The 26,652-nt window shown below is 37.2% G+C and carries 23 protein-coding genes; 16 read left to right on the forward strand and 7 right to left on the reverse strand.

The window, feature by feature from the left end:
- Positions 1–215: 215 nt before the first annotated feature.
- Positions 216–2,168 carry an ATP-binding cassette domain-containing protein gene (locus tag ACKXGF_RS02695; protein ID WP_411954747.1) on the reverse strand — a complete coding sequence of 651 codons (1,953 nt, stop codon included), beginning with the start codon at positions 2,166–2,168 and terminating at the stop codon, positions 216–218.
- A 97-nt stretch (positions 2,169–2,265) separates the two neighbouring features.
- Here ACKXGF_RS02695 and ACKXGF_RS02700 point away from each other — a divergent pair, with 97 nt between their 5' ends.
- The 3 genes from ACKXGF_RS02700 to ACKXGF_RS02710 all read left to right on the forward strand — a co-directional run bounded on the left by ACKXGF_RS02700 (position 2,266) and on the right by ACKXGF_RS02710 (position 5,042).
- On the forward strand, positions 2,266–2,895 hold the full coding sequence (locus ACKXGF_RS02700; protein ID WP_411954748.1) for a redox-sensing transcriptional repressor Rex: 630 nt from the start codon (positions 2,266–2,268) through the stop codon (positions 2,893–2,895).
- A gap of 79 nt (positions 2,896–2,974) precedes the next feature.
- Positions 2,975–4,375, forward strand: a complete 1,401-nt coding sequence (locus ACKXGF_RS02705) for an MDR family MFS transporter (RefSeq protein ID WP_411954749.1) — start codon at positions 2,975–2,977, stop codon at positions 4,373–4,375.
- A 1-nt stretch (position 4,376) separates the two neighbouring features.
- The gene (locus ACKXGF_RS02710) at positions 4,377–5,042 is read left to right on the forward strand and encodes an SOS response-associated peptidase (protein WP_411954750.1); all 666 of its coding nucleotides are present in this window, start codon (positions 4,377–4,379) and stop codon (positions 5,040–5,042) included.
- Positions 5,043–5,267: 225 nt separating this feature from the next.
- On the opposite strand, the gene ACKXGF_RS02715 is transcribed toward ACKXGF_RS02710, so the two are convergent.
- The 3 genes from ACKXGF_RS02715 to ACKXGF_RS02725 all read right to left on the reverse strand — a co-directional run bounded on the left by ACKXGF_RS02715 (position 5,268) and on the right by ACKXGF_RS02725 (position 7,733).
- Positions 5,268–6,623 (reverse strand): alanine/glycine:cation symporter family protein, encoded by a 1,356-nt coding sequence (locus ACKXGF_RS02715; protein ID WP_411954751.1) that lies wholly within the window; start codon positions 6,621–6,623, stop codon positions 5,268–5,270.
- A gap of 195 nt (positions 6,624–6,818) precedes the next feature.
- Positions 6,819–7,013, reverse strand: coding sequence for a YdiK family protein (locus ACKXGF_RS02720; protein WP_411954752.1), 195 nt, complete (start codon positions 7,011–7,013; stop codon positions 6,819–6,821).
- A 3-nt stretch (positions 7,014–7,016) separates the two neighbouring features.
- Positions 7,017–7,733: a lysostaphin resistance A-like protein gene (locus ACKXGF_RS02725; protein WP_411954753.1), complete on the reverse strand. Its 717-nt coding sequence runs from the start codon at positions 7,731–7,733 to the stop codon at positions 7,017–7,019.
- A gap of 200 nt (positions 7,734–7,933) precedes the next feature.
- Between ACKXGF_RS02725 and groES the strand changes: the two genes are divergently transcribed.
- Both groES and groL read left to right on the forward strand, forming a co-directional pair.
- Entirely contained in the window at positions 7,934–8,218 is a 285-nt protein-coding gene (gene groES / locus ACKXGF_RS02730; protein ID WP_411954754.1) for a co-chaperone GroES, read from the forward strand.
- 42 nt (positions 8,219–8,260) lie between these two features.
- Positions 8,261–9,895, forward strand: coding sequence for a chaperonin GroEL (gene groL, locus ACKXGF_RS02735; protein ID WP_167261862.1), 1,635 nt, complete (start codon positions 8,261–8,263; stop codon positions 9,893–9,895).
- A gap of 211 nt (positions 9,896–10,106) precedes the next feature.
- Here groL and ACKXGF_RS02740 read toward each other — a convergent pair whose 3' ends face one another.
- Together ACKXGF_RS02740 and ACKXGF_RS02745 are read right to left on the reverse strand one after the other, a co-directional pair.
- Entirely contained in the window at positions 10,107–11,321 is a 1,215-nt protein-coding gene (locus ACKXGF_RS02740; RefSeq protein WP_411954755.1) for a tyrosine-type recombinase/integrase, read from the reverse strand.
- A 105-nt stretch (positions 11,322–11,426) separates the two neighbouring features.
- Complete coding sequence (locus tag ACKXGF_RS02745; protein WP_411954756.1) at positions 11,427–12,410, reverse strand: helix-turn-helix domain-containing protein; 984 nt, start codon at positions 12,408–12,410, stop codon at positions 11,427–11,429.
- A 118-nt stretch (positions 12,411–12,528) separates the two neighbouring features.
- Here ACKXGF_RS02745 and ACKXGF_RS02750 point away from each other — a divergent pair, with 118 nt between their 5' ends.
- The 9 genes from ACKXGF_RS02750 to ACKXGF_RS02790 all read left to right on the forward strand — a co-directional run bounded on the left by ACKXGF_RS02750 (position 12,529) and on the right by ACKXGF_RS02790 (position 23,577).
- Positions 12,529–12,735 carry a helix-turn-helix domain-containing protein gene (locus ACKXGF_RS02750; protein ID WP_411954757.1) on the forward strand — a complete coding sequence of 69 codons (207 nt, stop codon included), beginning with the start codon at positions 12,529–12,531 and terminating at the stop codon, positions 12,733–12,735.
- A 109-nt stretch (positions 12,736–12,844) separates the two neighbouring features.
- Entirely contained in the window at positions 12,845–14,347 is a 1,503-nt protein-coding gene (locus ACKXGF_RS02755) for a DUF3987 domain-containing protein (protein WP_411954758.1), read from the forward strand.
- A gap of 517 nt (positions 14,348–14,864) precedes the next feature.
- The gene (locus tag ACKXGF_RS02760) at positions 14,865–15,263 is read left to right on the forward strand and encodes a hypothetical protein (RefSeq protein ID WP_411954759.1); all 399 of its coding nucleotides are present in this window, start codon (positions 14,865–14,867) and stop codon (positions 15,261–15,263) included.
- Positions 15,264–15,539: 276 nt separating this feature from the next.
- Positions 15,540–16,604 (forward strand): hypothetical protein, encoded by a 1,065-nt coding sequence (locus ACKXGF_RS02765; protein ID WP_411954760.1) that lies wholly within the window; start codon positions 15,540–15,542, stop codon positions 16,602–16,604.
- A 300-nt stretch (positions 16,605–16,904) separates the two neighbouring features.
- On the forward strand, positions 16,905–17,108 hold the full coding sequence (locus ACKXGF_RS02770) for a helix-turn-helix domain-containing protein (RefSeq protein WP_411954761.1): 204 nt from the start codon (positions 16,905–16,907) through the stop codon (positions 17,106–17,108).
- A gap of 34 nt (positions 17,109–17,142) precedes the next feature.
- Positions 17,143–19,515, forward strand: a complete 2,373-nt coding sequence (hsdR, locus tag ACKXGF_RS02775; RefSeq protein WP_411954762.1) for an EcoAI/FtnUII family type I restriction enzme subunit R — start codon at positions 17,143–17,145, stop codon at positions 19,513–19,515.
- 20 nt (positions 19,516–19,535) lie between these two features.
- A complete protein-coding gene (locus ACKXGF_RS02780; protein ID WP_411954763.1) occupies positions 19,536–21,005 on the forward strand; it encodes an N-6 DNA methylase in 1,470 nt (489 codons plus the stop codon).
- 1 nt (position 21,006) lies between these two features.
- A complete protein-coding gene (locus tag ACKXGF_RS02785; protein WP_411954764.1) occupies positions 21,007–22,419 on the forward strand; it encodes a restriction endonuclease subunit S in 1,413 nt (470 codons plus the stop codon).
- A gap of 132 nt (positions 22,420–22,551) precedes the next feature.
- Entirely contained in the window at positions 22,552–23,577 is a 1,026-nt protein-coding gene (locus ACKXGF_RS02790; RefSeq protein ID WP_411954765.1) for a restriction endonuclease, read from the forward strand.
- A gap of 603 nt (positions 23,578–24,180) precedes the next feature.
- Here ACKXGF_RS02790 and ACKXGF_RS02795 read toward each other — a convergent pair.
- A complete protein-coding gene (locus tag ACKXGF_RS02795) occupies positions 24,181–24,345 on the reverse strand; it encodes an IS3 family transposase (RefSeq protein ID WP_411954766.1) in 165 nt (54 codons plus the stop codon).
- Between the two features lie 37 nt (positions 24,346–24,382).
- Here ACKXGF_RS02795 and istA point away from each other — a divergent pair, with 37 nt between their 5' ends.
- Together istA and istB are read left to right on the forward strand one after the other, a co-directional pair.
- On the forward strand, positions 24,383–25,885 hold the full coding sequence (gene istA, locus ACKXGF_RS02800; RefSeq protein ID WP_411953786.1) for an IS21 family transposase: 1,503 nt from the start codon (positions 24,383–24,385) through the stop codon (positions 25,883–25,885).
- Entirely contained in the window at positions 25,882–26,607 is a 726-nt protein-coding gene (istB, locus tag ACKXGF_RS02805; protein ID WP_411953787.1) for an IS21-like element helper ATPase IstB, read from the forward strand. Before istA ends, istB begins: the two co-directional genes overlap by 4 nt.
- Positions 26,608–26,652: the final 45 nt, after the last annotated feature.

Raw genomic sequence — 26,652 nt, forward strand, 5'->3', positions numbered from 1 at the left:
GCTTTTACACAAAGCTGTGGAATTTTTTTATTAAAGATGAACAAAACAGGCTGTGAGCAAGTGGATAATTCTGTGGATAAATAACCCACAAGTTGTTGATAATGTGCATAACTTTGTTGAAAACCCAGTTTATCAAGAAATTTGCCTGTTGATAAATAAAAAACCCGTTCAATCTAAGATCAAGTAAAACTTCATCTTGATTGAACGGGTTTAAATTAATGACTTGATTCGTACATGTCCCATTGTTCTTGCAGCGTTTCCCATTCTTCCATCAGGTCATCGATCGCTTGTTGATTTTCTTGGATGGTATCATTGATCTCTTGTAAAGTTGAATAATCCCCAGCTAAATCTGGATCGTTCATACGTGATTGTTCATTTTCAATGATTTGTTCATGTTCCTGAATGGAGGACTCAATCGTTTCAATCCGACGTTCTAATTTTCTAAGATCACGTTTAACTTGTTTATCTTGCTCGAATTGTGATTTCGTGGTGTTCACAGAAGACTGTTGTTCCTGTTTAGCTGCTTCCATGGCTTGGATTTCAGCTTCTTCTTGTTTCTTCTCTAAATAGTAATCATAGTCACCAAGATACGTTTTTACACCGTGATGATTCATTTCGAGCACTTGTGTGGCAATGCGATTGATGAAGTAACGATCGTGTGAGACGAATATAATCGTGCCAGGGAAATCAGCTAATGCCGATTCCAGTACTTCTTTACTATCCAAGTCTAAGTGGTTCGTCGGCTCGTCCATAATCAGTACGTTGGCTTGTTGAAGCATGAGTTTCGCTAATAATACGCGCGCTTTCTCACCGCCACTTAGCATACTGACTGTTTTTAATACTTCCTCACCTGTGAATAAGAAGTTTCCGAGTACAGTCCGAACATCTTTCTCATTCATCAGCGGATAATCATCCCATAATTCATCTAAGGCCGTTTTAGAACGATTGAGCGTCGTTTGTTCCTGGTCATAATAGCCGAATTCGACGTTCGTCCCGACTTGGATCACACCATCGACAAACTCCATGCGTTTTAAAATAGCTTTTAATAAAGTCGTTTTACCGACACCATTCGGGCCAACAATCGCAATGCGGTCACCACGGTTTACATTAAAGGTCACATTTTGAAAAATCGGTTCGTCGACTGCTCCGTAACGCGCTTCTAATTGATTGACCTTAAGCACGTCATTACCACTTTTTTGTTTAATATCGAAGCTAAACTTAGCGGAGGCATCGTCTAAATCAGGCCTTTCGATCCGCTCCATCTTCTCTAGTTGTTTCCGTCTCGCTTGCGCACGCTTACTCGTTGAATCGCGTGCAATATTACGCTGGACGAAATCTTCGAGCCGTTTAATTTCACTTTGTTGCTTCTCATAGTGTTTGAGTTGCAACTCATAGTCTTCTTGTCGCTTCTGTAAATAATAGCTATAATTCCCGTTATAGCGCTTAGACGATTGAAACGCCACTTCATATACCACATTAACAGTCTGGTCTAAGAAGTAACGGTCGTGTGAGACGATTACGACAGCACCTTCATAACTATTCAAATAGTTTTCAAGCCAGTTCAACGTATTAATGTCTAAATGGTTGGTTGGCTCGTCTAAGATTAAGACATCTGGCTTGGCGAGTAACAATTTACCGAGCGCGAGCCGCGTTTTTTGTCCGCCACTTAAGTCATTAATCGGTGTTTGATAGTCAAAAGTCCCGAAATTCAGTCCTTGTAAAATGGACTTGATATCAGCTTCGTAGTCAAAGCCACCCATAGCTTGGAATTCGTTTTGTTTTTGATCATAAGTGGCTAACAATTGCTGATAGGACTCATCATCGTCAAAGCCTTCGGGATTAGCCATTTGCAGCTCTAATTCGCGTAATTCATACTCTAGTTTTACGATTTCACTGAAAACTGAAAGCATTTCATTCCAGATGGTTTCGGTTGAATCGAGTCCAGAATGTTGTGCTAAGTAGCCAATTGAGACATCTTTCGGTTTATATATATCCCCTTCATCGTAAGACGATTCGCCTGCCATAATTTGAAGTATGGTAGATTTTCCTGCTCCATTGCGGCCGACGATTGCGATTCGGTCACGATGATGTACTTCTAATTTAATTTTCGATAAAATAGTATCAGCACCAAACGATTTGCCGATATTATCTAATTGCATTACGATCATGATATTCACCTCAACGTGACCTAGTTTATCTTATAGTCTTACTATAAAGCAATGCATGACGATTTTAAATCGTTTTTATAAAGGAGATACCTTAACGATGGTTGATCAAAAAATACCAAAAGCAACGGCCAAACGCTTGCCGTTATATTACCGCCACTTAAATTCTATGCAACAACAAGGGAAACAACGCATTTCATCCAAAGAACTGAGTGATGCTGTCAAAGTCGATTCTGCCACCATTCGCAAAGATTTTTCTTATTTTGGTGAGCTCGGACGTAAAGGCTATGGTTATGATATTGAGCATTTGATTTACGTTTTTCGAAAAGTCCTCGACCAAGATGAAATTGCGCACGTTGCCTTGGTAGGCGTGGGGAATCTAGGCACGGCTCTGCTTAACTATAATTTTATTAAAAATAATAATACCAAAATCGAAATTGCCTTCGATACAAATGATGATAAAATCGGAACAACTATTGGAGGCGTGCCGATTTACAGTGTGAATGACCTCGAAAAGGAGCTCAGTCAAACTAATATTAATGTTGCGATTTTAACTGTCCCGATGCATGCGGCTGAAGAAGTGACTGAACGATTGGTGGAGATAGGGGTTGAAGGGATCTTGAACTTCACACCTGCTCGGTTATCTGTTCCAGATGATGTTCGTGTCCGTCACATTGATTTATCCGTGGAATTACAGTCACTCATTTATTTCTTAAAAAATGAGCAATAAACTGAGCGTATTACCTTTCAATTAACCTAGTAAAACAGTACAATAGTTCGTGAGACGAAAAATCAAAGGAGCTACCACTATGTCGAACGTGTCGAATAAATGGCTAGTCGTATTAGCCGTGCTGTTCGGAACCTTTACGGTTATTTTAAACAATAGCATGTTAAATCCAGTTTTACCGGAATTTATGAATATTTTTGATTCCGATGCGGTAGGCGTTAGTTGGATCTTAACCATCTTTATGATCGCGATGGGTATGACGATGCCGTTAACTGGCTATTTAGGTGACCGTTTTGGTCGTAAAAAAGTCTATATAATTGGTGTATGTCTATTTATTGTGGGCTCGATTTTTGGTGCTCTGTCATCAACGTTGACGATGGTTATAATGGCGCGTTCTGTACAAGGAATTGCGGGCGGTTTAATGTTGCCGAATGCGATGGCACTGATCTTTAATGCCTTTCCGAAAAATGAACGCGGATTTGCGGTTGGTACATATGGCATTTCGGTCATGATTGCACCAGCGATTGGGCCAACAATTGGTGGTTTAATCGCCGAAAACTTGAACTGGATTTATTTATTCATATTTAATATTCCGTTTGCTTTGTTAAGTCTGTTCTTTTCAACAAAATATTTAAAACCAACAGAGTCAGATCCGTCATTGAAGTTCGACGGGCTCGGCTTCTTAATGGTCACACTTGGTGTAGGGCCTGTACTATATGTTCTTGGTCAAGGACGTGAAATTGAAGGACTGGTTAATCTAACTAATGGCTTATTGCTCGCTGTGGGCATTACCTTTATTGCCTTGTTCATTCGTCATGAATTGAGACAACAACAGCCACTTCTTGACTTGCGTGTTTTTAAAATTAAAACTTATCGTTACTCAATTCTAGTCACATCAGCAGCTTCCATTGGATTATTTTCGACGTTGTTCTTAGTCCCGTATTTGATTCAAGAAGCATTCATGCTCGGAATTGTGACGACAGGTTTAATCTTCTTACCGAGCTCATTGCTAAGCGGTGTATTTATGAATGTCGGCGGGAAAATCCTTGATAAAAAAGGGCCTAAACTCGTTATTCCAACAGGCTTAATTATTTTGTCATTAGCGAGTTTTGCCTATGGTTTTGTGGAATTATCAACAGCGGTTTGGGTCATCTTCGTCATTCAGGCAATTCATGGCGCTGGACTTGGTTTCGGAAATATGCCGGCGACAACGGCTGGGATGAACAAAATTCCTGAGAACTTAGTTGCCCAAGGATCAGCGATGAATAACTTGATCCGTCAGTTTTCATCGTCGCTCGGGATTGTATTTTTCTCAGTCTATTATGAAATAAGGCGCGGTCATATGATGTTATTAGACGACTTCTCAACACAAGAAGCCACACTACAAGCGTTAAATGAAGCATTTATCGTAGCTGGAATTATTATTGCTCTAGCCATTCCAGCGGCTTACAAAATGAAAGGTGTCGATGAGGAGGAAAATTAATATGTGTGGACGATTTACGTTAACAGTTGGACCAGATATGTTGGCGAAGCGATTCGAAGTAGACGGAACGATTGCGTGGGAACCAAGCTATAATGTTGCTCCGACCCAAGATGTGATTGCTGTGGTTAACGATGGTGAACAAAATCGAATCGGACAGATGAGCTGGGGGCTTATTCCCTCATGGGCAAAAGACGAGTCCATGCGCCACAATATGATTAATGCCCGCCTAGAAACTGCTGATCAAAAACCGAGTTACAAAAAGTTATTAGTAAAACGACGCTGTTTAATTGTAGCGGATAGTTTTTATGAGTGGATGAAAATTGATGGGGAGAAGCAACCCGTTCGCATTTACTCACCTGATCAGGAACTATTCACCTTTGCTGGATTGTGGGATCGCTGGCAGACTGAAGCGGGAGAAAAAGTAACGTGCACCATCTTAACGAAGGAAGCAAACGATGATATGGCTGAGATCCATCACCGCATGCCTGTTATGTTGCGAGCTGATCAAGAGCAAGAGTGGATCAATTTTGCACCGCAAAATGCTAGTGACATGAAGGATTGGCTCTATACTCAACAAGATTTACCGCTGACGTACGACGTCGTGAGCACTTATGTGAATAATCCGAAGAACAATGATCCTAGCTGTATAGAGCCTGTTAATTTGTGAGTGGAGAGTTGAGTCAAGACTACCGAAATGTGAGTCAAAACTTCTCAAATTTGAATCAAGCAAACTTAAAAATGACACAACGCCTTTTAATTTTGAAGCAACACTTGTACAAAGTGACGCAACCACAGCAGAGTGATTCATTATAATGGAAGCCTTCGTAATAAAGAAGGCTTCTTTTTTGTTAGTAAATAAAAAAGGCGCTGACGAATCAGCGCCTTCCAAAATTTATGATTGTTCGTTTGCCTCTTCTTCCTGTCTAACTTTAATAAATCTCCGAGTCTCATTTACAACAACACCCGAGAGGAGTAGGAGACCGATTAAGTTCGGTACTGCCATTAGACCGTTCATAACGTCAGCGAACGCCCAAACAATATCGATTTTAACGATTGCTCCGAGGAAGATGAGCAAGATAAACGCAGCGCGATAAATATTTAAGCCTTTATGTTTCGTTAAATAGCCGAAACATTTCTCGCCGTAATAAGACCAACCAAGAATGGTCGAGAATGCGAAAAAGACGAGGCCAAGCGATACAATCATTGAACCTGTTGGACCTAAGAAAGCTTCAAAAGATTGTGAGGTTAAACTAGCACCTCTTTCTCCGTCGACATACATATCAGCCATGACAATCGTAATACCTGTGATCGAACATACAACAATCGTATCAATAAATACTTGTGTCATAGATACTAACGCTTGTCGACCTGGATAATCTGTGCGTGCAGCAGCTGCTGCAATAGGTGCTGAACCAAGACCAGCTTCGTTTGAGAAGACACCACGAGCAACACCCCAACGAATAACAGCACCGAGTGCACCACCTGCTACAGCTTGCCCTGTAAAGGCATCTGTGAAAATAAGCGCAACAGCTTCACCTGCCATGCTTAAATTAGAGAATAAGATGATCAATCCACCAAGGACGTAAAATAAAGCCATGAATGGCACGACATAAGCTGTAACACGCCCGATGCTCTTAATACCGCCTAATATAACTAGAGCGGCTAAGGCTGTTAACACAACCCCAGTTACAACAAATGGTACATCAAATGTTGTGTCCAATGCATCTGAAACAGAGTTAGATTGAACCATATTCCCGATACCAAAAGCAGCTACTGAACCGAAAATTGCAAATAAGACCGCAAGCCATTTCATGTTGAGACCCTTTTCAATGTAATACATCGGTCCACCAGACATATTACCATTTGGATCTTTCACACGGTATTTAACGGCTAAAATCGCTTCTGCATATTTTGTTGCCATACCGAATAAGGCGGAGATCCACATCCATAGAACGGCACCAGGACCACCAGCGACAACAGCTGTGGCAACCCCGGCTATATTACCGGTACCAATGGTCGCCGCAAGTGCCGTCGTTAATGATTGAAAGTGTGAAATATCACCTTCTGATTTCTTGTCTTGCTTTTTAGGACTAAAAGATAATTTCAATGCATAAGGTAATGTCTTGAACTGTAAGAAACCGAGACGAAACGTTAGGAAAACCCCTGTCCCAACCAATAAGGTGAGCGTCCAGGGTCCCCAGACGAAGTCACTTATAGCTTCTAAAAAGCTAATCACTTGCTCTTGCATCGTATTCCTCCCTATAATTAAATTTACAACCTATAACAACATCATATATAAAAACAGTTATTTCGACAATAGTATTTCGAAAATTTAGATTAATAGGACGTGTTAGGTTGATAAAATATATGAATAGAAAAGATGAAATATGCGAGCTTATCCATTAAAAAACCGTCATGTAACAAGAACATGACGGTTGAAATTTTATTTACTTTTCTTCATAGCTTGATTGACTGTGAAAAGGCGAATCGCAACACCAAAGTCAACCGCTGCAATAACAGCGAAGACGATGGTTCCGAAATTCCAAATCGTTGTTTCGGCTGTTTCTACTGCTAAATAGATAAATAAAACGCCCATTAATACATAAATCCAAGCTAAAACTGTCGGTGAAATCTTCATGTCTTATCCTCCAAAGAAAATCATTAATGCATTTTCCATATCTTCTAGTTGTCGTTCAAGGTCTTCAATATCCACACTTAACTGAATGATGACGACAAATGCGTTCATCGCCATATGCGCAATAATCGGTACTATAATGCGTTTCGTTTTGACATATAAATACGCAAAGGCAAAGCCCATCGCTGTATACGTTAAGATAAACGTAAAGTCCATATGCAACGCCGCGAAAATTAAGGCTGATAATAGACCGGCAATGATAAAGTTTGTCCGTTTATAAATTTCGCCGAATATAATCTTACGGAAAATAATCTCTTCCAAGATTGGTGCGAATACAATCGGTAATAGAATAAACCACATATTCGCTTCGATAATTTGGATAATTTCCTGGGTATTTTGTGAGCCTTGATCAATTCCAAGTACATAAATATTGATCAAGTTTGCAACAATTTGTGTACCGTAAGCTAAGAATACACCAATAATTGACCATTTGACAATCTCACCAGTTGAAAGCCCACTCCGGTGATTAAGTTCCGCCATATCTTTTCGTAATAAAGTGAAAATCCAAACTGTCGCAAGTGCTAAACTTACAATCGTCCAAAGTACACCCACATCTTGAGGTGGAAGTTTAGGATGGTATATTACCCCTAAAATAACACCTGGTAGCAGTTGAGCTGCAATGTATATAATTAGTATTCCCCAATAACGTCTTGGCAAAATCATCGTCCCTTTCTCGCTTTTTCTATAAATCACAATCTATCTAAACGTTATTCTATACTAATTAATACTTAGAAACAAAAATTTTAATGTTTTCACTTGCAAAATTTTTTGTGATTGCTTATTATAAGAAGTGGATTTAGCACTCGACTAACCCGAGTGCTAATAAACTGATTTAACATTTCAATTAAGAGGAGGTCTTGATCATGTTAAAACCAATAGGAGATCGCGTGATTGTCGAATTAGTTGAGGAAGAATCAACAACAGCAGGGGGCATTGTCCTACCAGACTCAGCTAAGGAGAAACCACAAGAAGGTAAAGTTGTTGCTGTCGGCTCTGGCCGCGTAACAGATAACGGCGAAAAAATTGCGCTAGAAATTAGCGAAGGAGACCGCGTTGTCTATTCTAAATTTGCTGGAACTGAAATCGAAAAAGACGGCAAAGAATACTTAGTTTTACGCGAAAACGACATTCTAGCAGTCGTTCAATAAAGCAAACGCTCGAATCGGTAAAATTTTAAGGAGGTTATGATCATGGCTAAAGAAATTAAGTTTAGTGAAAACGCACGTAACTCAATGCTTAACGGTGTTGATACATTAGCAAACGCTGTGAAAGTGACATTAGGGCCAAAAGGACGTAATGTTGTACTTGATAAACAATTCGGTTCACCACTTATTACTAACGATGGTGTCACAATTGCTAAAGAAATCGAATTAGAAGATCACTTCGAAAACATGGGTGCACAGCTCGTTTCAGAAGTAGCTTCGAAAACAAACGAAATCGCAGGTGACGGTACAACAACTGCGACCGTTCTTGCACAAGCGATGATTCGTGAAGGTCTGAAAAACGTAACATCAGGTGCGAACCCAGTTGGCATTCGTCGTGGTATCGAAAAAGCGACTGAACTAGCAACGGCTGAACTAGCGAAAATTTCAAACCCAATCGAAGGTCGCGAGTCGATTTCACAAGTTGCTTCGATTTCAGCTAGTGACGAAGAAGTCGGTTCACTTATTGCTGAAGCAATGGAACGTGTGGGTAACGACGGTGTCATTACAATCGAAGAATCTAAAGGCTTCAACACAGAACTAGAAGTCGTTGAAGGTATGCAGTTCGATCGCGGTTATGCATCTCCTTACATGGTGACTGATCAAGATAAAATGGAAGCGGAATTAGAAGATCCGTACATCCTCATTACAGATAAGAAAATCCAAAACATTCAAGAAGTACTTCCAGTCTTAGAACAAGTGGTTCAACAAAGCAAGCCAGTACTCATCATTGCAGATGACGTTGAAGGTGAAGCACTTGCGACATTAGTCGTGAACAAACTACGTGGCACATTCAATGCGGTTGCTGTGAAAGCACCAGGCTTCGGTGATCGCCGTAAAGCAATGCTTGAAGACATTGCAACTCTTACAGGCGCAGAAGTGATCACAGAAGACTTAGGTTTCGATCTGAAGAGTGCAACCATCGATCAATTAGGTCGTGCTTCGAAAGTCGTTATTACGAAAGACAATACGACAATCGTTGAAGGTGCTGGTGATAATGACAAACTAGCAGGTCGCGTTAACCAACTACGTGCTCAATTAGAAGAAACAACATCTGATTTCGATAAAGAAAAACTACAAGAACGCTTAGCAAAACTAGCAGGCGGTGTTGCAGTCGTTAAAGTCGGCTCTGCAACCGAAACAGAAATGAAAGAGAAGAAACTACGCATTGAAGACGCGCTTAACTCAACGCGTGCAGCTGTTGAAGAAGGCATCGTAGCCGGTGGTGGAACAGCCTTTGTCAACATCCACAGCAAAGTCGCTGATCTTGACTTAGAAGGTGACGAAGCAACTGGCGCAAGCATCGTACTTCGTGCACTAGAAGAACCAGTTCGCCAAATTGCACACAACGCAGGTCTAGAAGGTTCAATCGTGGTTGAACGTCTGAAAGGCCAAGAAGTTGGCGTTGGATTCAACGCAGCATCAGGCGAATGGATGAACATGGTTGATAACGGCGTCGTAGATCCAACGAAAGTAACCCGTTCAGCCCTACAAAACGCATCATCCGTAGCCGCAATGTTCCTATCGACTGAAGCGGTAGTCGCTGACATTCCAAGCGAGAATGACGGTGGCGGCGCACCAGACATGAGCGGCATGGGTGGCGGCATGCCAGGCATGATGTAAGGAAGTCAACTAAACCCTTACAAATCGAGGTTTATAACCTAATAAGTAAGCAAAAGTAAGAAAAAAGTAAGAAAAAAGTAAGAAATCCTAAAGATTAGTTGCTTTAAATGTAAACAGCCCCTTATTTCTATTTTAGAATTAAGGGGCTGTTTATTTAGTAATGTATTTGTGGAGATGATTCCTAAACTGAAGGTTGTTTCTAATAAATGCGTTATAGATTAGCCATAAGCTCACTGAATTTTTGAGCAGACTTATCTTTACCCGATTGTGTTACATGTAAATAAATCTTCTTAGTCGTTTGTGAGTCTTGATGTCCTACACGGTCCATAATATGTTCTAATGGAACCTCAGCTTCAGCCAATAGGGATATATGAGTATGCCTTAAAGCATGAGGTGTTAATCTGGTGAAGTTTTGATTGATATTTTCTTGGATATGCTTTGTTACTCTGTCCATACGATCACCTATTCTTTTTGATACGAATGTGTACGGGTTATCGAGTTCATTAGTAAATATAAAATCATTAGGACCAACATAATTAGACACTGATTCTTTGAATGATTTAAAACGTTGAAACTCTTCCATCACTTTATGGTCTACATCAATTATACGGGCAATATCATTTTTCGTTGTTACAATATCATACTTCTTTTTATTATTATTGGGATTATAGATTTGTTTAAAAACTCTAATGGTGTTGTTATCAAAGAAAATGTCACCCCAAGTTAAAGCCTGAAGCTCTGAACTTCTCATGCCAGTGTAGCTTAATAATAGAAAAATTTGATAGTCATGTTCTAATCCTATTTCTTTTGCTGTTGATAAAAATTGTTTAAGTTCTTGTTTCTCCATATAGTTTGGAACATCTATATGGTCCTTAAGTTCTTCGACAGTCTTACGTTTTTTAGGAATTCTGGTGTTTTCATTGGGAATGACAGATATAAAATCTTCATGGTAGGCGTATTTGAATATCATGGTAGCAGTAGTATTAACACCAGCAATTGTGTTAAAGGCGTAATTTTGTTCATAAATTAACTTATCTAAAATGGACTGAAACATTTTAGAGTTTATATTTGATACTTTTACATTTTCTAAGTAGTTCTTTAAAATGTTGAGCTCTTTCCCTCTGATTCTAATAGTACTCATTTTTACATCATTAGAATACTTATAATGTTTGAACCACTTATCAGCCAACTCACTGAAGGTAATGTTTCTGTTTAAATTCTTTTCTTCAAGTAATTGTTGCTTTAGATTTTCTTTTGCGTTGTAGGCCTCTTTTTTAGTCTTAAAACCGCCTTTTTTATATTGTGGGTAATCTCCTTTTACTGGATCAAAAGTTGATTCATTAAAATGATAGTACCACGTTGCATTACATCTACATTTTCCGTTGCATTTGCAATTAGGTTTGTAAATTGAACCTTCGCTGAACATTTAAGACCTCCCTATAAAATTTTAGCCCTCAAATTGGTTGAATACCATTAAATTTACTTGTGTGACTGAATTGACTACTTCAAATAGAGTTTCTAAACAAAAATATTAGAAACTATTAGTGTAATTATATAAACCCTCTGATTCGTTAAATCCCCTCCGAAGCTCAAACACTTCTCCGATAAAGTCATGATTCTGTATAGAAATGTCTTCGTTAATCCTTTTTTCTTCAACTATCTCAAAGTTTTTATCTAATATAAGAATCCTATTGTCGGATTTGATTGATTTATATAGATTATATTCTTCTGTTGTTAAATCCTTGTAAACAAGTAATCCAGATGCTTGAAAAACATTTGTCCTTCTAATAAAGAGGAGATCTTCTTTGCTAATTTGAAATCTGATGAAACGGTCGTCAGTCACACGAATTGCATCCACTACTTCTTCAAATGATGTATTCTTACTTAAATATTCATTTTCAAAATTTACAACTTTAACAGGATCCTCTATCTCCATAAAACCAGAAACTAAGTATTTTGGAAATTCTCTATCAGACATATCCGATAAAACAAAAGTGTTCTTTTTAATTTTGGAATTTGAGATTAGTTCAAAGATTAAATGAAATTGTTTAATTTGATAGCTATTTTTTTCATCTATATAATGCTTAATTAAATTTTCGATAAATAAGGTTTCTGTGTCTTCATTTGTACTATCATTTTTTGTTAAATTCTCTATTTTTATTGGATCATGAATTACCCAGCCGTTTTCATACTTTTCATCAGTTATTAACAACAACAAGCATCTAAATGATTTTTCTACTAAGTTATATTTAATAATGTTGTTAATTTTTGTATCGATGAGTTCTGCTTTGCCTGTGTTAAGTAATTTGCTAGTAACTAAAAACTCATCATACCTCATATCGAATAGAGCTGCGATTTTATATAGTGTTTCATTTCTTGGTATGTGCGATCCTTCTTCTGCTCTCGCTAATGTGGCGTGACTTACATTTAGTGCTTCTGCCATCTTCCTTTGACTAGAAAAACCTTTTTCTTTCCTTCTTTCGCAAAGAAAATTCCCAAAAAAATTCAAGTCCATAATATAAAACTCCTTAATCAATATTTTGTACTCTGATTATACAATTTATCAAAAATATTTGCAACATCTATTATTTGTGGTTATAATATAATCAAAATATAGAAAGGAGTGAAACAAAATGGATTTGAAAGAAGTACAGGTAATTATGACTGCCCAAGACATTTCTGATTTATTGGGCATCTCACGAAAGAAAGTGTATGAACTAATGAATACCTCTAATGAGGAAGGAGGTATTCCTGTAATCAGCATTGGGTACAGCAAACGTGTTTTGAAGGAAGACTTCTTACAATGGTTAACTAACCAACGTGATGTTTCACCAATGTAAGGGGCATGGTTCTTAATTGTCTTAATTAGCTTTGAAGTCAGGCCATGCAAGCAATTAAATTAAGAACTTAAATTCTCGTTAAGTTCTTAATAAGAAGGAAGGGATAAAAATGGGTAAATTTTCAGAAGATCCAATTAAAGTTGAAAACCATGACATATCGGGTTTTCCAACTGAAGTGTTTCCTAATTGGATTAAAAATTATGTTGAGATGATTTCAGAAGAATTCGAGACGAGTGTAGATTTAGTTTCAAATGCAGCATTGTCAGCGTTAGCGACATCTTTACTGAAAAAATTTGTTTTTTATAGTAAAGATACAGACTGGAAATTAGACCTTAATCTCTACATTTTACTTGGAGCGCCGCCTGGTTCTAAAAAGGACGCAGTCATTCAAAAGGTTTTTGAACCAATTTATGATTTAGATGAGCAAGAACAAGCTCTTCATAAACAAAAAGTACCTCAAATTCAATCGAGATTAGACATGTTTCGATATCAATACGAGCGATTACTAAAAAAAACTAATGGGTCTGATAAGAATCAAGAAGATAATGAAGAAAAGTTAGAAGAGTTAAAAGAAAAGATTTCTAATTTAGAAAGCTTATTAGAATATAAGCACTTTTTGATTGGTGGGGATATAACTCAAGAGAAATTAGGTGAAATGATTGAACGTAATGATGGTTCAATTTCAGTTGTGACAGGGGAAGCCAGTGAATTGGTAGACCATATATCGGGGCGATACAACAATAAAAGTATGGATTTATTGCTTAAAGCCTGGGAAGGAAATAATGCAACATCATTTCGAAAGACTAGAGAGGGAACGATTTTATTTAAACCATTATTGAATTTGAACTTATTCACCCAACCATCAGTGATATCAAGCATGCGTGGATTTGCAGATCGTGGCTTAATTCAACGATTTTTATTAACCAACATTGAAAGCAAATCTGAATCTAAAAATTTCCCTAAACTAAACTTAAGCTCAGCTGAAAAGGAAGTGATAAAGGATAATTTTGAATCAAATCTATTAAAATTGTTTCACTTAAGCGTAGAAAATAAGCCGACTGAAGTAGAAGTTAGTGAAGATGTTAAGTCTTTCTATCATCAAGTTAAACAACAAGTAAAAACAGAAAGAGACAACGAGGATTTAAGTGAAATGGTCCGAGAGTGGGAGGAGAAAGCTTTTGGTAACATAATGAAGGTAGTTACACTTTTAGCAATTGCAACAAAATTTCAAGGTGATAACTTAAACGATTTAAAGCTAGAACATGAAGATTTAATAAAAGCTTTAAAACTTTATCAACATTACTCCAAGAATTTCCGAAAAGCATTCAAAATGCTTTCGAGTAACGTGCTACAGAGTGATCTGAGTTATTTATTTTCACGCTTACTAGATTTAGAAGGGACTGGGACTTTGGAGAAAGGTCTAGTCAGTTCTACGGTAATGAACAATTACGTTAGAAAGTATCGGAAGGATGAAAGAATTAAGTTGTTGGAAGTTCTCGAAGATCATAACTTAATTCTAATAAAAAGGGATGGAAGAGCAATAACAGTGCAAATCCATCCAGAAATTCTGAAGTTGCCTCGAAATGAGGCCATGAAGTTTATTGTACGATAAACTTTGGTATTATTTTAACACTAATAAAATTGAAGTTCAATTTTATTAGTGTTAAATGCTTTATTAGGATGTAGTATAAGAGCTTATACTTCTATACTTTCATTCTATGCTTTAATGTATACATTTATAATGCCTGGCATGACAGTCAATCAGCTTATAAATGTTTAAAAAGTGTTTACACTGATTGTTTACACTCAAAAACTTGTCATGTCAGGTACTATAAGCTTTTTTATAATTAAATGTTTACATTTTCAATGAGTTTGATCATTTATGTAAACAATTTTAAATAGTGTTAATGCAAAAATCTTGATGTGACAGCATGTATGACTGTTTACATTTTTGTTAAGGAGGTAAGCTTATTCAACCACAAGAAACGCTGGAAGTTGATGGGGTTGTGATACCGTATTACCACTTCAGGTATTACGGGGACTACTCAAAAGCCTTACACAGAACTTCGGACAGGAAGACTTATAAAGACACCCTCGATGTTACAAGCAGAGCAGAACTAAGAGAACTTTTGATAAAAGAAACGAATAAACAATATGACTTCTTTGGCGAATACAGTGAAAGTCACCCTGTATTTAGTAAGGCAATGCTTATTATTATTCATTCTTTCACCGATCTCAAACCACGTGATCTCGATAATTATTACTATAAGCCCGTTATAGACACCGTGAAGCACCTTAATGTTATTACGGATGATACATGGAGCGAGTGTTCAATCACTGTTTACGGTAGACAAGACACTAAAAACTATATTGAAGTTGTCGTTGTTCCACATGATAAGTTTTTAAACTTTATGCAGAATACAAACATTGAAAATCTTAATGATGTAATGGCTGAAGAAACGAATATTCAACCCTATTCAAACATTAAAAGAAAGAGGGAGGAAACGCTCAAATTTTTCGGCGATTGATATTAAAAATAGACTTAAAATAGTATTTAAAAACACCGTTAAAAAGAGTTGTGTATCGTGACTCCTGACTAACAGTGAAATTAAAGGGGATTTTAAGTCTTGCAATTCGATTCGAAACCCTTTCATATCAAGGTTTAAAGGTTTGAATCTACCGAAAAAATAAGACGGGTGAAATTCAATAAGTGAGAGGAAGGTAGTTGCAAAACCCTTTGTGCAAGCTGCCTTTCTCGAACAGTCGATTTTAACATTATAAAACGATAATCGAGGTGATAAAATATGGACATTTTTAAAGATATGGTGGTAGATTATCATGATAAGCTAGATAAGAGACGTCTAGCCATTTTGTGTGACTTAGTTAAATTTCGAGCGTTAACGACAAATCAAATAAGGGATAAATATTTTGGTGGCAAAGGCAACAATGTTAATAACGTGTTATCTAGATTACGCAAAAGTGGATACATTAAAACAGGTTCGGTTAAGGGGAGTAGAGAAGGTAAGAAAGGGTATCCTTACCACACGATTACTGAAAGTGGGATTGAGATTCTTTTTGCGAATGGTAAAGAGTTTGAATACGAACCTAGGAAACCTCATTTTCAAGAGTTTCAAGTGAGGTACATTGTTCAAACGAATGACATTCTGCTCTATTTAGAAGAAGAGGGTTGGCAGTCGCTTAACAGTCGAGATGTTAAGTTTAAATATAATTTGGACAAACGTTCAAATATTTTAGGAGAATTGACTTCACCTGACAAAGAGAATTACGCAGTCTATGTATTCGAGCGAAACACGGACGTTAGAACCATTGGCCGTATTCAAAGTGAGATAGTAACACAAGCTAGCTCAATACCAAACGCGATTATTTTTACCAAAGGAAAGAACTCCTTCAATAAGTTTGTTGAATTAGGTTTGAAGAAGGGTTTGCATACAGGAGGTAAGGTTAAATTAATACCCTCGCATTTAGGTGTTCCAATTTTTAGTGCTTTCCCAAAAGAATTAGATTGGGTGAGAGAGTTAGGGAAACATATCAATTTTGAAGTAGTGTCAACAGAAAAGGAAGGTGGATCAGCCAAACAGTCTTTTCCTTATCTAATTCGCCACAACGGAGAAGAAAAATACTTCGTTGATATGAGCTTCACTGATTTGTCTCAGTTACACAAGCTGGAGGCTTACGCTAGATCAAACTATCGTTGGGAAAAGAAGCGAGTTCTAGTAAGTTATATGTTAGGGAATTCAATCGATCTCATGTCGAAGCAGGTTTCCAGTATTACAGACACAGAACAATTATCATATGATAGTTTTCTTGAAATGGTGAATGGTTTTCAATTTGACTCTGATATGTTTTAAGAAGAAATAAAATGACATTTAATCTGATAAATGAAATTCTGGGAGACAAAGCTATGTGCTTTGTCTCCTTTTGTTTTGAACTTAACTCTGTCTTTTAAAAGTTTCATCACCATCTATTATTACGGATTCGTGCTAAGTTGAGCTTTGGTAAGCGAATAGAATATTTATATATTCTTATATTGTAGAATCTTTTTCATCCATATGAAAACCTTGCGATATTGTAAGGTTTTCTTTTTGTTTCATTTAGTAGTGTGATACGATATTATTGACTTAAATTTACATAATAGAGGTGTGTGAATTATGGTTATTAGCTATGATAAGCTTTGGAAACTATTAATTGATAGAAAAATGAATAAAACTGATTTGAAAGATCAAGCTGGAATAACTTATAACGTTATCGCTCGCCTCGGAAAAGGGGAATCGGTGAGCCTGGAGAGTTTATATAAAATTTGTAAATGTCTTGAATGCAATATTGGTAATATTATGGAGTTTAAATATGAATGACATTATTTAAAGTATAATGAAAGGGGCTGAATTCATGGGGAAGAGTCAATTGTCTGAAGAGGACATTAAAGCGAGGTATATCACACCAGCAGTCACACAGTCAGGGTGGGATCTTCAAAAACAGATTCGTTTTGAATATTCATTTACAGCAGGACGTATTATTCTTCGTGGAAATTTGACAGCCAGAGGAAAACCAAAAAGAGCAGACTATGTACTTTTTTATAAAAACAATTTCCCGCTTGCGATTATAGAGGCAAAAGATAACAATCACTCTATAGGTAGTGGTCTGCAACAAGGTATCGACTATGCGGAGATACTCGATGTACCTTATGTTTATTCTTCCAATGGTGATGCGTTTGTGGAACAGAATTTGATTACAGGAGAAGTAAGGGAGTTGATGCTCGATGAGTTCCCATCTCCTGATGAGTTGTATAATAGGTATCGGTATGATAAAGGGTTGAGTGAAACGGAAGAGAAGGCACTTCTTGAACCGTATTATTACGATCGGAATTATAAGACGCCACGTTATTATCAACGTGTCGCTATTAATCGAACTGTAGATGCAGTTGCAAAAGGACAGGATCGTGTATTGCTTGTTAGTGCTACTGGAACAGGAAAAACGTTTATGACTTTTCAAATGATCTACAGGCTTTGGAAAGCAGGAATTAAAAAGAAAATCCTCTTTGTTGCAGATCGTAATGTACTAGTGGATCAAACCATGACTGGGGATTTTAAACCGTTTCAGAATAAGATGACAAAAATCACGAATAAACAGCTAGACAGCTCCTATGAGATTTATCTTGGGTTGTACCAACAATTATCTGGAGACGATGGGGAAGAAGCGTTCCGTCAATTCCAGCCTAATTTCTTTGATTTGATTGTGATTGACGAGTGCCACCGAGGCAGCGCCAAAGAAGATTCTAATTGGCGTAAACTTCTTGATTACTTCTCAAATGCCACGCATATTGGGTGTACAGCAACCCCTGTTGAAACAAACGAGGCGTCTAGTGTGTCTTATTTTGGTGAACCGATTTATGAGTATTCACTGAAACAAGGTATTGATGATGGATTTCTTGCGCCATATAAAGTCATTCGTGTTGGACTTGATCGTGACTTGGAGGGATACCGCCCTGAAAGTGGCAAGCAGGATAAGTATGGATTTGAAATTGAAGATCGTGAATATAACGTAAAAGACTATGATAGACAACTCGTCATAGAGGATCGGACAAAAGTTGTTGCTAAAAAAATTACTGAATTCCTGAAAAAGACGGATCGATACAGTAAAACCATTGTCTTTTGTGTAGACATTGAGCATGCTGAAAGAATGAGGCAGGCTCTCATTAATGAAAATAAAGATTTATATACAAAAGATTCCCGATACATCATGCGAATTACTGGCGACAATGCCGAAGGGAAATCTCAGCTTGATAACTTTATTGATGAAGAAAGCACCTACCCAGTTATTGCAGTGACAAGTAAGTTAATGACTACTGGAGTAGATGCAAAAATGTGCCGCGTAATTGCACTCGATAATAGCATTAGTAGCATGACTGAATTCAAACAAATCATCGGACGTGGAACACGGCTGTTAGAAGAATACGGGAAAACCCATTTTAGTATTTTGGATTTCCGCAATGCGAGTCGACTATTTGCTGATCCCGCATTTGATGGTACTCCAGAAGCTGTCCAAGATGTTTCTAATGAAGACGAAATGAGTGAGCCGGGCGTAAGTGAAGAAGATGAATCGGAAGATACGCCTCCCGACCACACGACTAATGATGGTGGAGATTTTGAAGGAGGTACAGAAGATACTGGTTTCTTTGAGGACGATGATGAAGAACCTAAGAAATATTTTGTCGGTGACGTTAAGGTTGAGGTCCTGTCTGAACGGGTTCAATACCTTGATAAGGATGGTAAACTTATAACTGAAAGCCTTGTGGACTACACAAAGAAAAATATCCTGGAACAGTATGCAAACTTGGATGATTTTCTTCGCTCATGGACGAATGCTGACAAAAAACAGGCCATTATTGATGAACTTCAAGATGGCGGTGTGCTTCTAGATGCGGTAAGGGAAGAACTGGGGCAGCCAGGCTTAGATGACTTTGATTTAATTTGTCATTTGGCTTATGATAAACCACCATTGACAAAACAAGAACGGGCGGAGAATGTAAAGAAAAAAGGCTACATTTATGAGTACTCAGAAACAGCTCAATATGTTCTAGAAGCGCTGTTGGATAAGTATGCTGATGATGGTATAAAAGAAATTGAAGATACCAAAGTTCTTCAATTAAAAGAGTTTGCGAAAATAGGAAGTCCATTGAAGATTGTGAACGAATTTGGAGGCAAATCAGGCTACAAAAAAGCTGTCAAAGAACTCGAGAATGAAATATATGACGCACAATAATGTGAAAGAGGGAATGAACAATGACAATAAGCAACTTTGTGAAACGAATCCAAGATGTCATGCGAAATGATTCAGGCGTAAATGGAGATGCCCAACGTATCGAGCAGATCGTATGGATCCTCTTCTTAAAAATTTATGATGCGAAAGAAGAGGTTTGGGAATTATACGATGACAACTACAAATCGATTATACCTGAAGGTTTGAAATGGCGTGACTGGGCAGTTGATAAAAAGGATGGAGATGCATTAACAGGAGATGCCCTCCTTGACTTTGTGAACAATGAGCTATTTCCAGCTTTAAAAAACCTTGAGATTGATGAACACACACCTATGAGTCAAGTTATAGTGAAGTACGCTTTTGAAGATGTGAACAACTATCAAAAAGATGGAATTCTTCTGCGTCAGGTAGTCAATATCATTGATGAAATTGATTTCACAGAATACAAAGAACGAAACGAGTTTGGAGCAATTTATGAGTCATTCTTAAAAGATTTACAAAGTGCTGGTAATGCGGGTGAATTTTATACACCACGTGCTGTGACTGATTTCATGGTCGAAGTAACTTATCCTGAGTTAGGTGATAGAATTGCGGACTTTGCATGTGGGACAGGTGGCTTCTTAACTTCGGCATTGGATGTTCTAGATAAACAGGTAGGCAATTCCCTAGAAAATCGAGAACTTTATAATAAATCCGTTGTCGGTATAGAAAAGAAATCATTGCCGCACATGTTATGCGCAACAAATATGCTAATTCATGATATTGATAACCCTGAGATTATGCATGACAATGCCTTAGATTCGGATTATAAAGACCTTCGTAAAATGGAACATTTTGATTTAATTTTAATGAATCCTCCATATGGTGGAAGTGAGAAAGAAAGCGTAAAAAATAATTTTCCGAGTGAACTACAAAGCTCTGAAACGGCAGACCTTTTCATGAATGTGATTATGTATCGTTTGAAAAAGCAGGGGCGAGCAGCCGTAATTATTCCAGATGGCTTTTTATTCGGAACAGATAATGCTAAGTTTAATATTAAGAAAAAGCTATTTAGCGAATACAATGTACATACGGTTGTAAGAATGCCTCATAGTGTATTTGCACCATATACATCAATCCACACGAATATTATTTTCTTTGAAAATACAGAACCGACTGAAGAAACTTGGTTTTACCGTTTGGATATGCCAGAAGGATATAAGAACTTCTCGAAGACACGACCAATGAAGTTTGAGCATTTCGAAGATTCTCTTAAATGGTGGAACAACCGAGAGGAAATTGAAGTAGATGGCCATCCGAAAGCGAAAAAATATACTGTTCAAGAATTAAAAGAGAAAAGTTTCAATATTGATTTATGTGGTTTCCCTAACGAAGAAGAAGTTATCCTGGAACCGATGGATTTAATTATGGAATATCAAGAAAAGAGAACTTCTTTGAACTCAGAAATTGATCATGTATTAGATCAAATTACTTCTAAACTTGGAGATGATTAATTTGAACGGAGAAGATTTAAAGAACAGTATTTTACAGCAAGCAATTCAAGGTAAACTTGTAGAGCAGCGTGACGAAGAGGGTACTGCAGAAGAATTATATCAGCAGATTCAAGAAGAGAAAGAAAAGCTAGTTGAAGACGGTGAAGTCAAGAAACAAAAGAAAATACCAGAGATTACAGAGGAAGAGATTCCGTTTGATATACCGAAGAGTTGGAAGTGGGTTAGAATTGATGAGATCCTAAACTTTATAGATTACAGGGGAAAAACTCCTTCAAAAACAGACAGTGGTATAAGTTTAATCACAGCTTCAAACGTGCGTAAAGGTTTCTTAGACTTTACAAAGCCCGCATTTATTTCTGAAGAAGAGTATTATAATCGCATGTCGAGAGGGGTTACAAAGAAAGGAGACATTCTATTTACAACGGAAGCCCCTATGGGTAACGTGGCAATAAATACACTAGAAACATCTAGTTGTGGTCAAAGAGTCATCACCTTTCAAAAATATGGAACAAACGAATTGGATAATCAATTGATTTGTTATTACATTCAATCTCCTTCATTTCAGTATGAGCTAAGGAATCAATCTACAGGCACTACCGCAAAGGGTATAAAGGCATCAAAGTTAAGGTCTATAGTAATACCGCTTCCACCTCTCGAAGAACAAAAACGAATCGTAGCAAAAATAGAGGAATTAATGCCATACGTCGATCAATATGACAAGGCTTATAAGGAAGTTACTGCATTAAATGAGAAATTCCCTGAAGATATGCAAAAATCGATTTTGCAATACGCTATTCAAGGAAAACTTGTAGAACAGCGTGAAGAAGAAGGAACAGCAGAAGAATTATATCAGCAGATTCAAGCAGAGAAAGAGCGATTGGTTGAAGAGGGAGAAATCAAAAAACAAAAGAAATCACCAGAGATCATAGAACGAGACGAACCTTTTGATATACCGAAGAGCTGGAAGTGGGTAAGTTTGGAATTGATAACATACAGCCTTGGGCAAAAAGTGAATCAAATTAAGCGTAGTGAAATATTAGAAGTAGGTGAGTTTCCTGTTGTTAGCCAATCAATGAATACAGTTGAAGGGTACTGTAATGATGAAAGTAGAATTTTAAGAATCGCACCTTCTTCAGTAATTGTATTCGGTGACCATAGTAAAACGCTTAAACTGATAGACTTTGATTTTGTTATAGGTGCAGATGGAACCAAAATATTAATGCCAATTTCATTAGATCCAGAATTTTTATATTACGTTTTAAATTATAATGTAATTAACATGAGGCAGAGAGGATATAGTAGACACTTTCAATTCCTGAAAGAAAAACCAATTCCATTACCTCCATTAGAAGAACAAAAACGAATAGTAGCAAAAATTGAAGAGTTAATGCCATTGACAGAACGCTTAGAATAGTAGAAGTGGTTTCTAGTTTAAGTTTATAATGGTATGTCGAACGTTTTACTTAAATAGAGTGCGTTTGAATAATATTATCAATATATCTTCACACTATTTTGAAGTTAAGATATAAACGAGGGAAGTGAATCTATGACAGTTTGGTTATTTCGTGCAGGGAAACAAGGGGAATTTGAAAACAAATTTTTAGAAGATAATAGGATTTATTTGACTTGGGATGACTTGAATTTCGACTTAATGAAAGTTGATTCAAAAGTAACTCTTTATAAAACACTTGTTGAACATTATAACTTAACTAAAGAAAAGACAGCAGTTAACTGGGCATCACAAATTTGGCCAATAGCGCATGCTATGGAGCTTGGTGACATGATTGTCTTACCTTCTAAATTTAACCGAACGATTCATATAGGAGAAGTTGTTGGTAATTATGTTTTTGATGAGTCGTTAGGTAGTCCTTATTACCATTACAGAAATGTGAATTGGTTTGCAACAGATATTCCACGAGATCGATTTGATCAAGATATTCTATATTCATTTGGAGCGTTTATGACAGTCTGTAAAATCCACAGAAACAATGCTGAGGAACGTATAAAACAGATGAAAATGAATAATTGGTATGTTCCTAAGACGAAAAATGTTAAAGAGTTAGTTGAGGAGAATGAAGAAACAACTTCAATTGACTTGGATGAATATATCTATGATCAAATTTCTGAAAGGATTATTCAAAGGTTCAAAGGACATAAAATGGAAACATTGATTGATGAATTACTCAAAGCAAAAGGTTTTACAACTTATCGAAGTCCTGAAGGTGCAGACCAAGGTGTGGATATTTTGGCAGCCTCTGAGACTTTAGGGTTTGGTGACCCTAAAATATGTGTGCAAGTCAAATCTCACGATACGCCTTTAGACCGGCCGATATTGGATCAACTTATCGGTACCATGAGTAATTATGGTGCGGATTTTGGATTGCTAGTTTCATGGAGTGGTTTTAAAAGTTCGGTAGCTAGAGAAATACCAAAGCAGTTTTTTAAAGTACGATTATGGGATTCAAAAACAGTCATTCAACAGATTTTTGAACACTATGACAACTTGAGTGATGAAATCAAAAAGGAAATACCAATTAAACGCGTTTGGATGTTAGATAGCGAAAGTGAGTAAAAAGTTTAAAAATACTAGTGAAGAACTACTGAGAATTGATCGGAACTAAATTATTGGATGCTCAAAGAGTATCTAACTTTATCGCTAAACTGAAGGTAAGTTGAGATATCACACATTATTAGTAGGAGATGAAGCTAGAGTATTTAAGTTGCATGAGAACATGAGCTACTCCCCCGAATAAAGGATGCTGTTAAAGAAAGTGCCCTTATTCGGGATTTTACATTTTATGACCTCGAATCAGTATTGTAGTCGAATTAACTAATCAGAGCGGGATGTAAACATGCTAAAGACTACTTCACTAGACCACAGAGAGGATAGCAATCCAACATCGTGAAAATGTATTATCTTGAATTCCAAAAGAAAATGGGCAACAAGGGCATGGATCAGCCGATGTAAGTCTTGGTAGTTTATGGAATAATGTGACAATGAAGTCTTACTTTGAATGCATGAAAGGTGGTATTGACTCCAAAGTGTATTTCTCTTTATAAAGTGAAGTAAGCGATTGAAGGATACATGATGTCCTGCAAACATGATCGGTATCAATAATTTTTCATATGTAATTCCGTGTTAATTTGCTAGCATTTATCATTTTATTTAAGCTTTTCATTGGTTACGAATTTGATTGAACCAGTTCACAAAACCAGATAATTCAAATTCTTGTTGATTAATAAAATGGGGACCCCTAACAAACTCTATTTTGATTGCTTTAAAAGTGGCATCAGCAATGGCTTTGTGTGTAATGCAAAATAAAAGTACAGAAGTTTGCAACTAAAAAGTACACAACACTGCAATCAAAAAAAAAGACTTGCCAGCCCAATCAAATACCACTACTGTTATTGGTGTCGAATCAATTAAACAGTGGAGGTTGAAAGGAATGCTGGCAATGTCTGAAATTAATTGTATCAAAGTTTTACGAAATCAAAAATCAAAATCCGTCAATTCAATCGCTGAAATGCTTGGTATTAATTGGCGTACAGCTAAAAAGTACGCCGATAAGGATTGGGTGCCTCAAGAAAACGTGCAACCCAAACAAGGCATGATGCATGAAGAAGGATGGGGTGAGATCGTATCGGATTGGCTTATAGAAGATTATAAACTACCTTACAAAAAGCGTCGTACGAATAAAGCTATTTTTGCACAATTACAAGCCATTGGCTTTGAAGGCTCATATCGTACCGTTTGCCATTTTATTAAAGACTGGCGTGAAGGAAAGATCAACGATGATTCCACGAAGGATAAGGGGTACGAAAGGTTACAACATCCTCCAGGTGAAGCGCAAGTTGATTTTGGCTTGTTAGAAGCTGTTAAAGATGGTCAATATGTCGATGTTCATGGTTTGTCCCTTAGTTTACCTTATAGCAACGCAACTTTTTGTGTTCCGTTACCAAGTGAAAACCAAGAATGTTTCTTAAAAGGGCTAGAAACTATTTTTAAACAAATGGGAGCCGTTCCTAGAGTGCTAAGAATTGATAATTTAAAAGCAGCTGTTATTAAACCTAGGGGACGCCATCAGGAAGTTGAATTCACCCATGAACTCCATCAATTTTCAGCATATTATGGTTGTGAGATTCAAGCTTGTAATCCCTATAGTGGCCATGAAAAAGGTCATGTCGAAAATAAAGTTGGTTATATTCGATATAATTTCACAACACCTGCACCTGTCATGACGTCATATGAACAACTCACAGACTGGTTGGAGGACCAACTGACACAAGATCGCCAACGCCAACATTATGTAAAACAACAAACAATTGAAGACCTTTATCAAGATGAACATCAACACATGCTTCATCTTCCTGATCAAGATTATCCGATATTTAAAGAAAAATGGGTGAAAGCTAATAAATATGGGGAAATTGTGGTCGACCAAGTCAAAGTACATGTACCTAAGAGCTATAATTTTGGACAAGTTCGATTAGTGCTTTATTGGGATCAATTTAAAGTCACATCTCCTAACGGAGAGATCCTTATGAAAGATGTTAGACCGTATATGCATAAAAGAAGACAAATTCCTTGGCAAGGTATTCTATCCTCTTGGCTGGATAAGCCAAGAGCCATAGAGTATTCACGTTACCAACCATACTTGCCGGTTCGAATATTTGAATATATCCGGATTGAGGATCATCGTTTAAGAAAAGAAAGGCTGCGTTGGTTGATTCATCAATTGGCCCAACATGATATGGAACAAATTAATGATCAATTTTATGACTTAATAGATAACGATCTACAACCTGAACACGACGACCATCCATATGATGTTGACTGGAGCCTTTATGATCAAAACATTCCAAGGGGTGAGTCAACATGACGCGGGATATTAAAGCCATGTGCAAGTCACTAAGATTAGCGTATGTAGCAGACGTTTATGAATCAATACCATTTGAAACAAAAGAGCAATTTTTAAAAGAGCTATTTGAAAAGGAATTCGCTTTAAGGGAGGAAGCCAGAGCGGACCGCTTAATGAAGAAGGCGAAGTTCTTACATGTTAAAGAACTGGATGATTATCATTGGGGAAGCCATATCCATTTTCCTCAACAATTAGATAAAGATGAACTGATTTCCCTCAGTTTTATCAAACGCGTCGAAAATGTCATCTTAACAGGAGCACCAGGAACAGGTAAAACCCATCTAGCAACAGCGTTAGGCCGGGAGGCTTGTCGAAATGGTTTTGAGGTCCGATTCTTCCGTGTTTCAGATCTCGTTGATCAATTAGATAGAGCGTGGCAAGACGGAAAATTACGAAACTTTAGGAACAAGTTTAAAACGGTTGATTTAATCGTATTAGATGAAATGGGATACATTCCATTCGGAAAAGAAGGAGCAGAGCTGTTATTTCAACTCATCTCTGAGTGGTATGAACAAAAAAGCTTAATGATCACGTCCAATTTAGAATTTAGTCAATGGAACCGGATATTTTCAGATTCACGTTTAACAGCTGCCTTAGTGGATCGCGTGATCCACCATGCGCATGTACTAAACTTCACTGGAGATAGCTTTAGAGTGAAGCACGCACTATCTAATCAAGAATAGCGAAAAAGGGCTGGCAATCTTATGTATTTTTGATTGCAAAACTAT

It is taken from the genome of Alkalibacillus sp. S2W (assembly GCF_046764385.1).
In the GTDB taxonomy this organism is placed as follows: Bacteria; Bacillota; Bacilli; order Bacillales; family Alkalibacillaceae; genus Alkalibacillus; species Alkalibacillus almallahensis.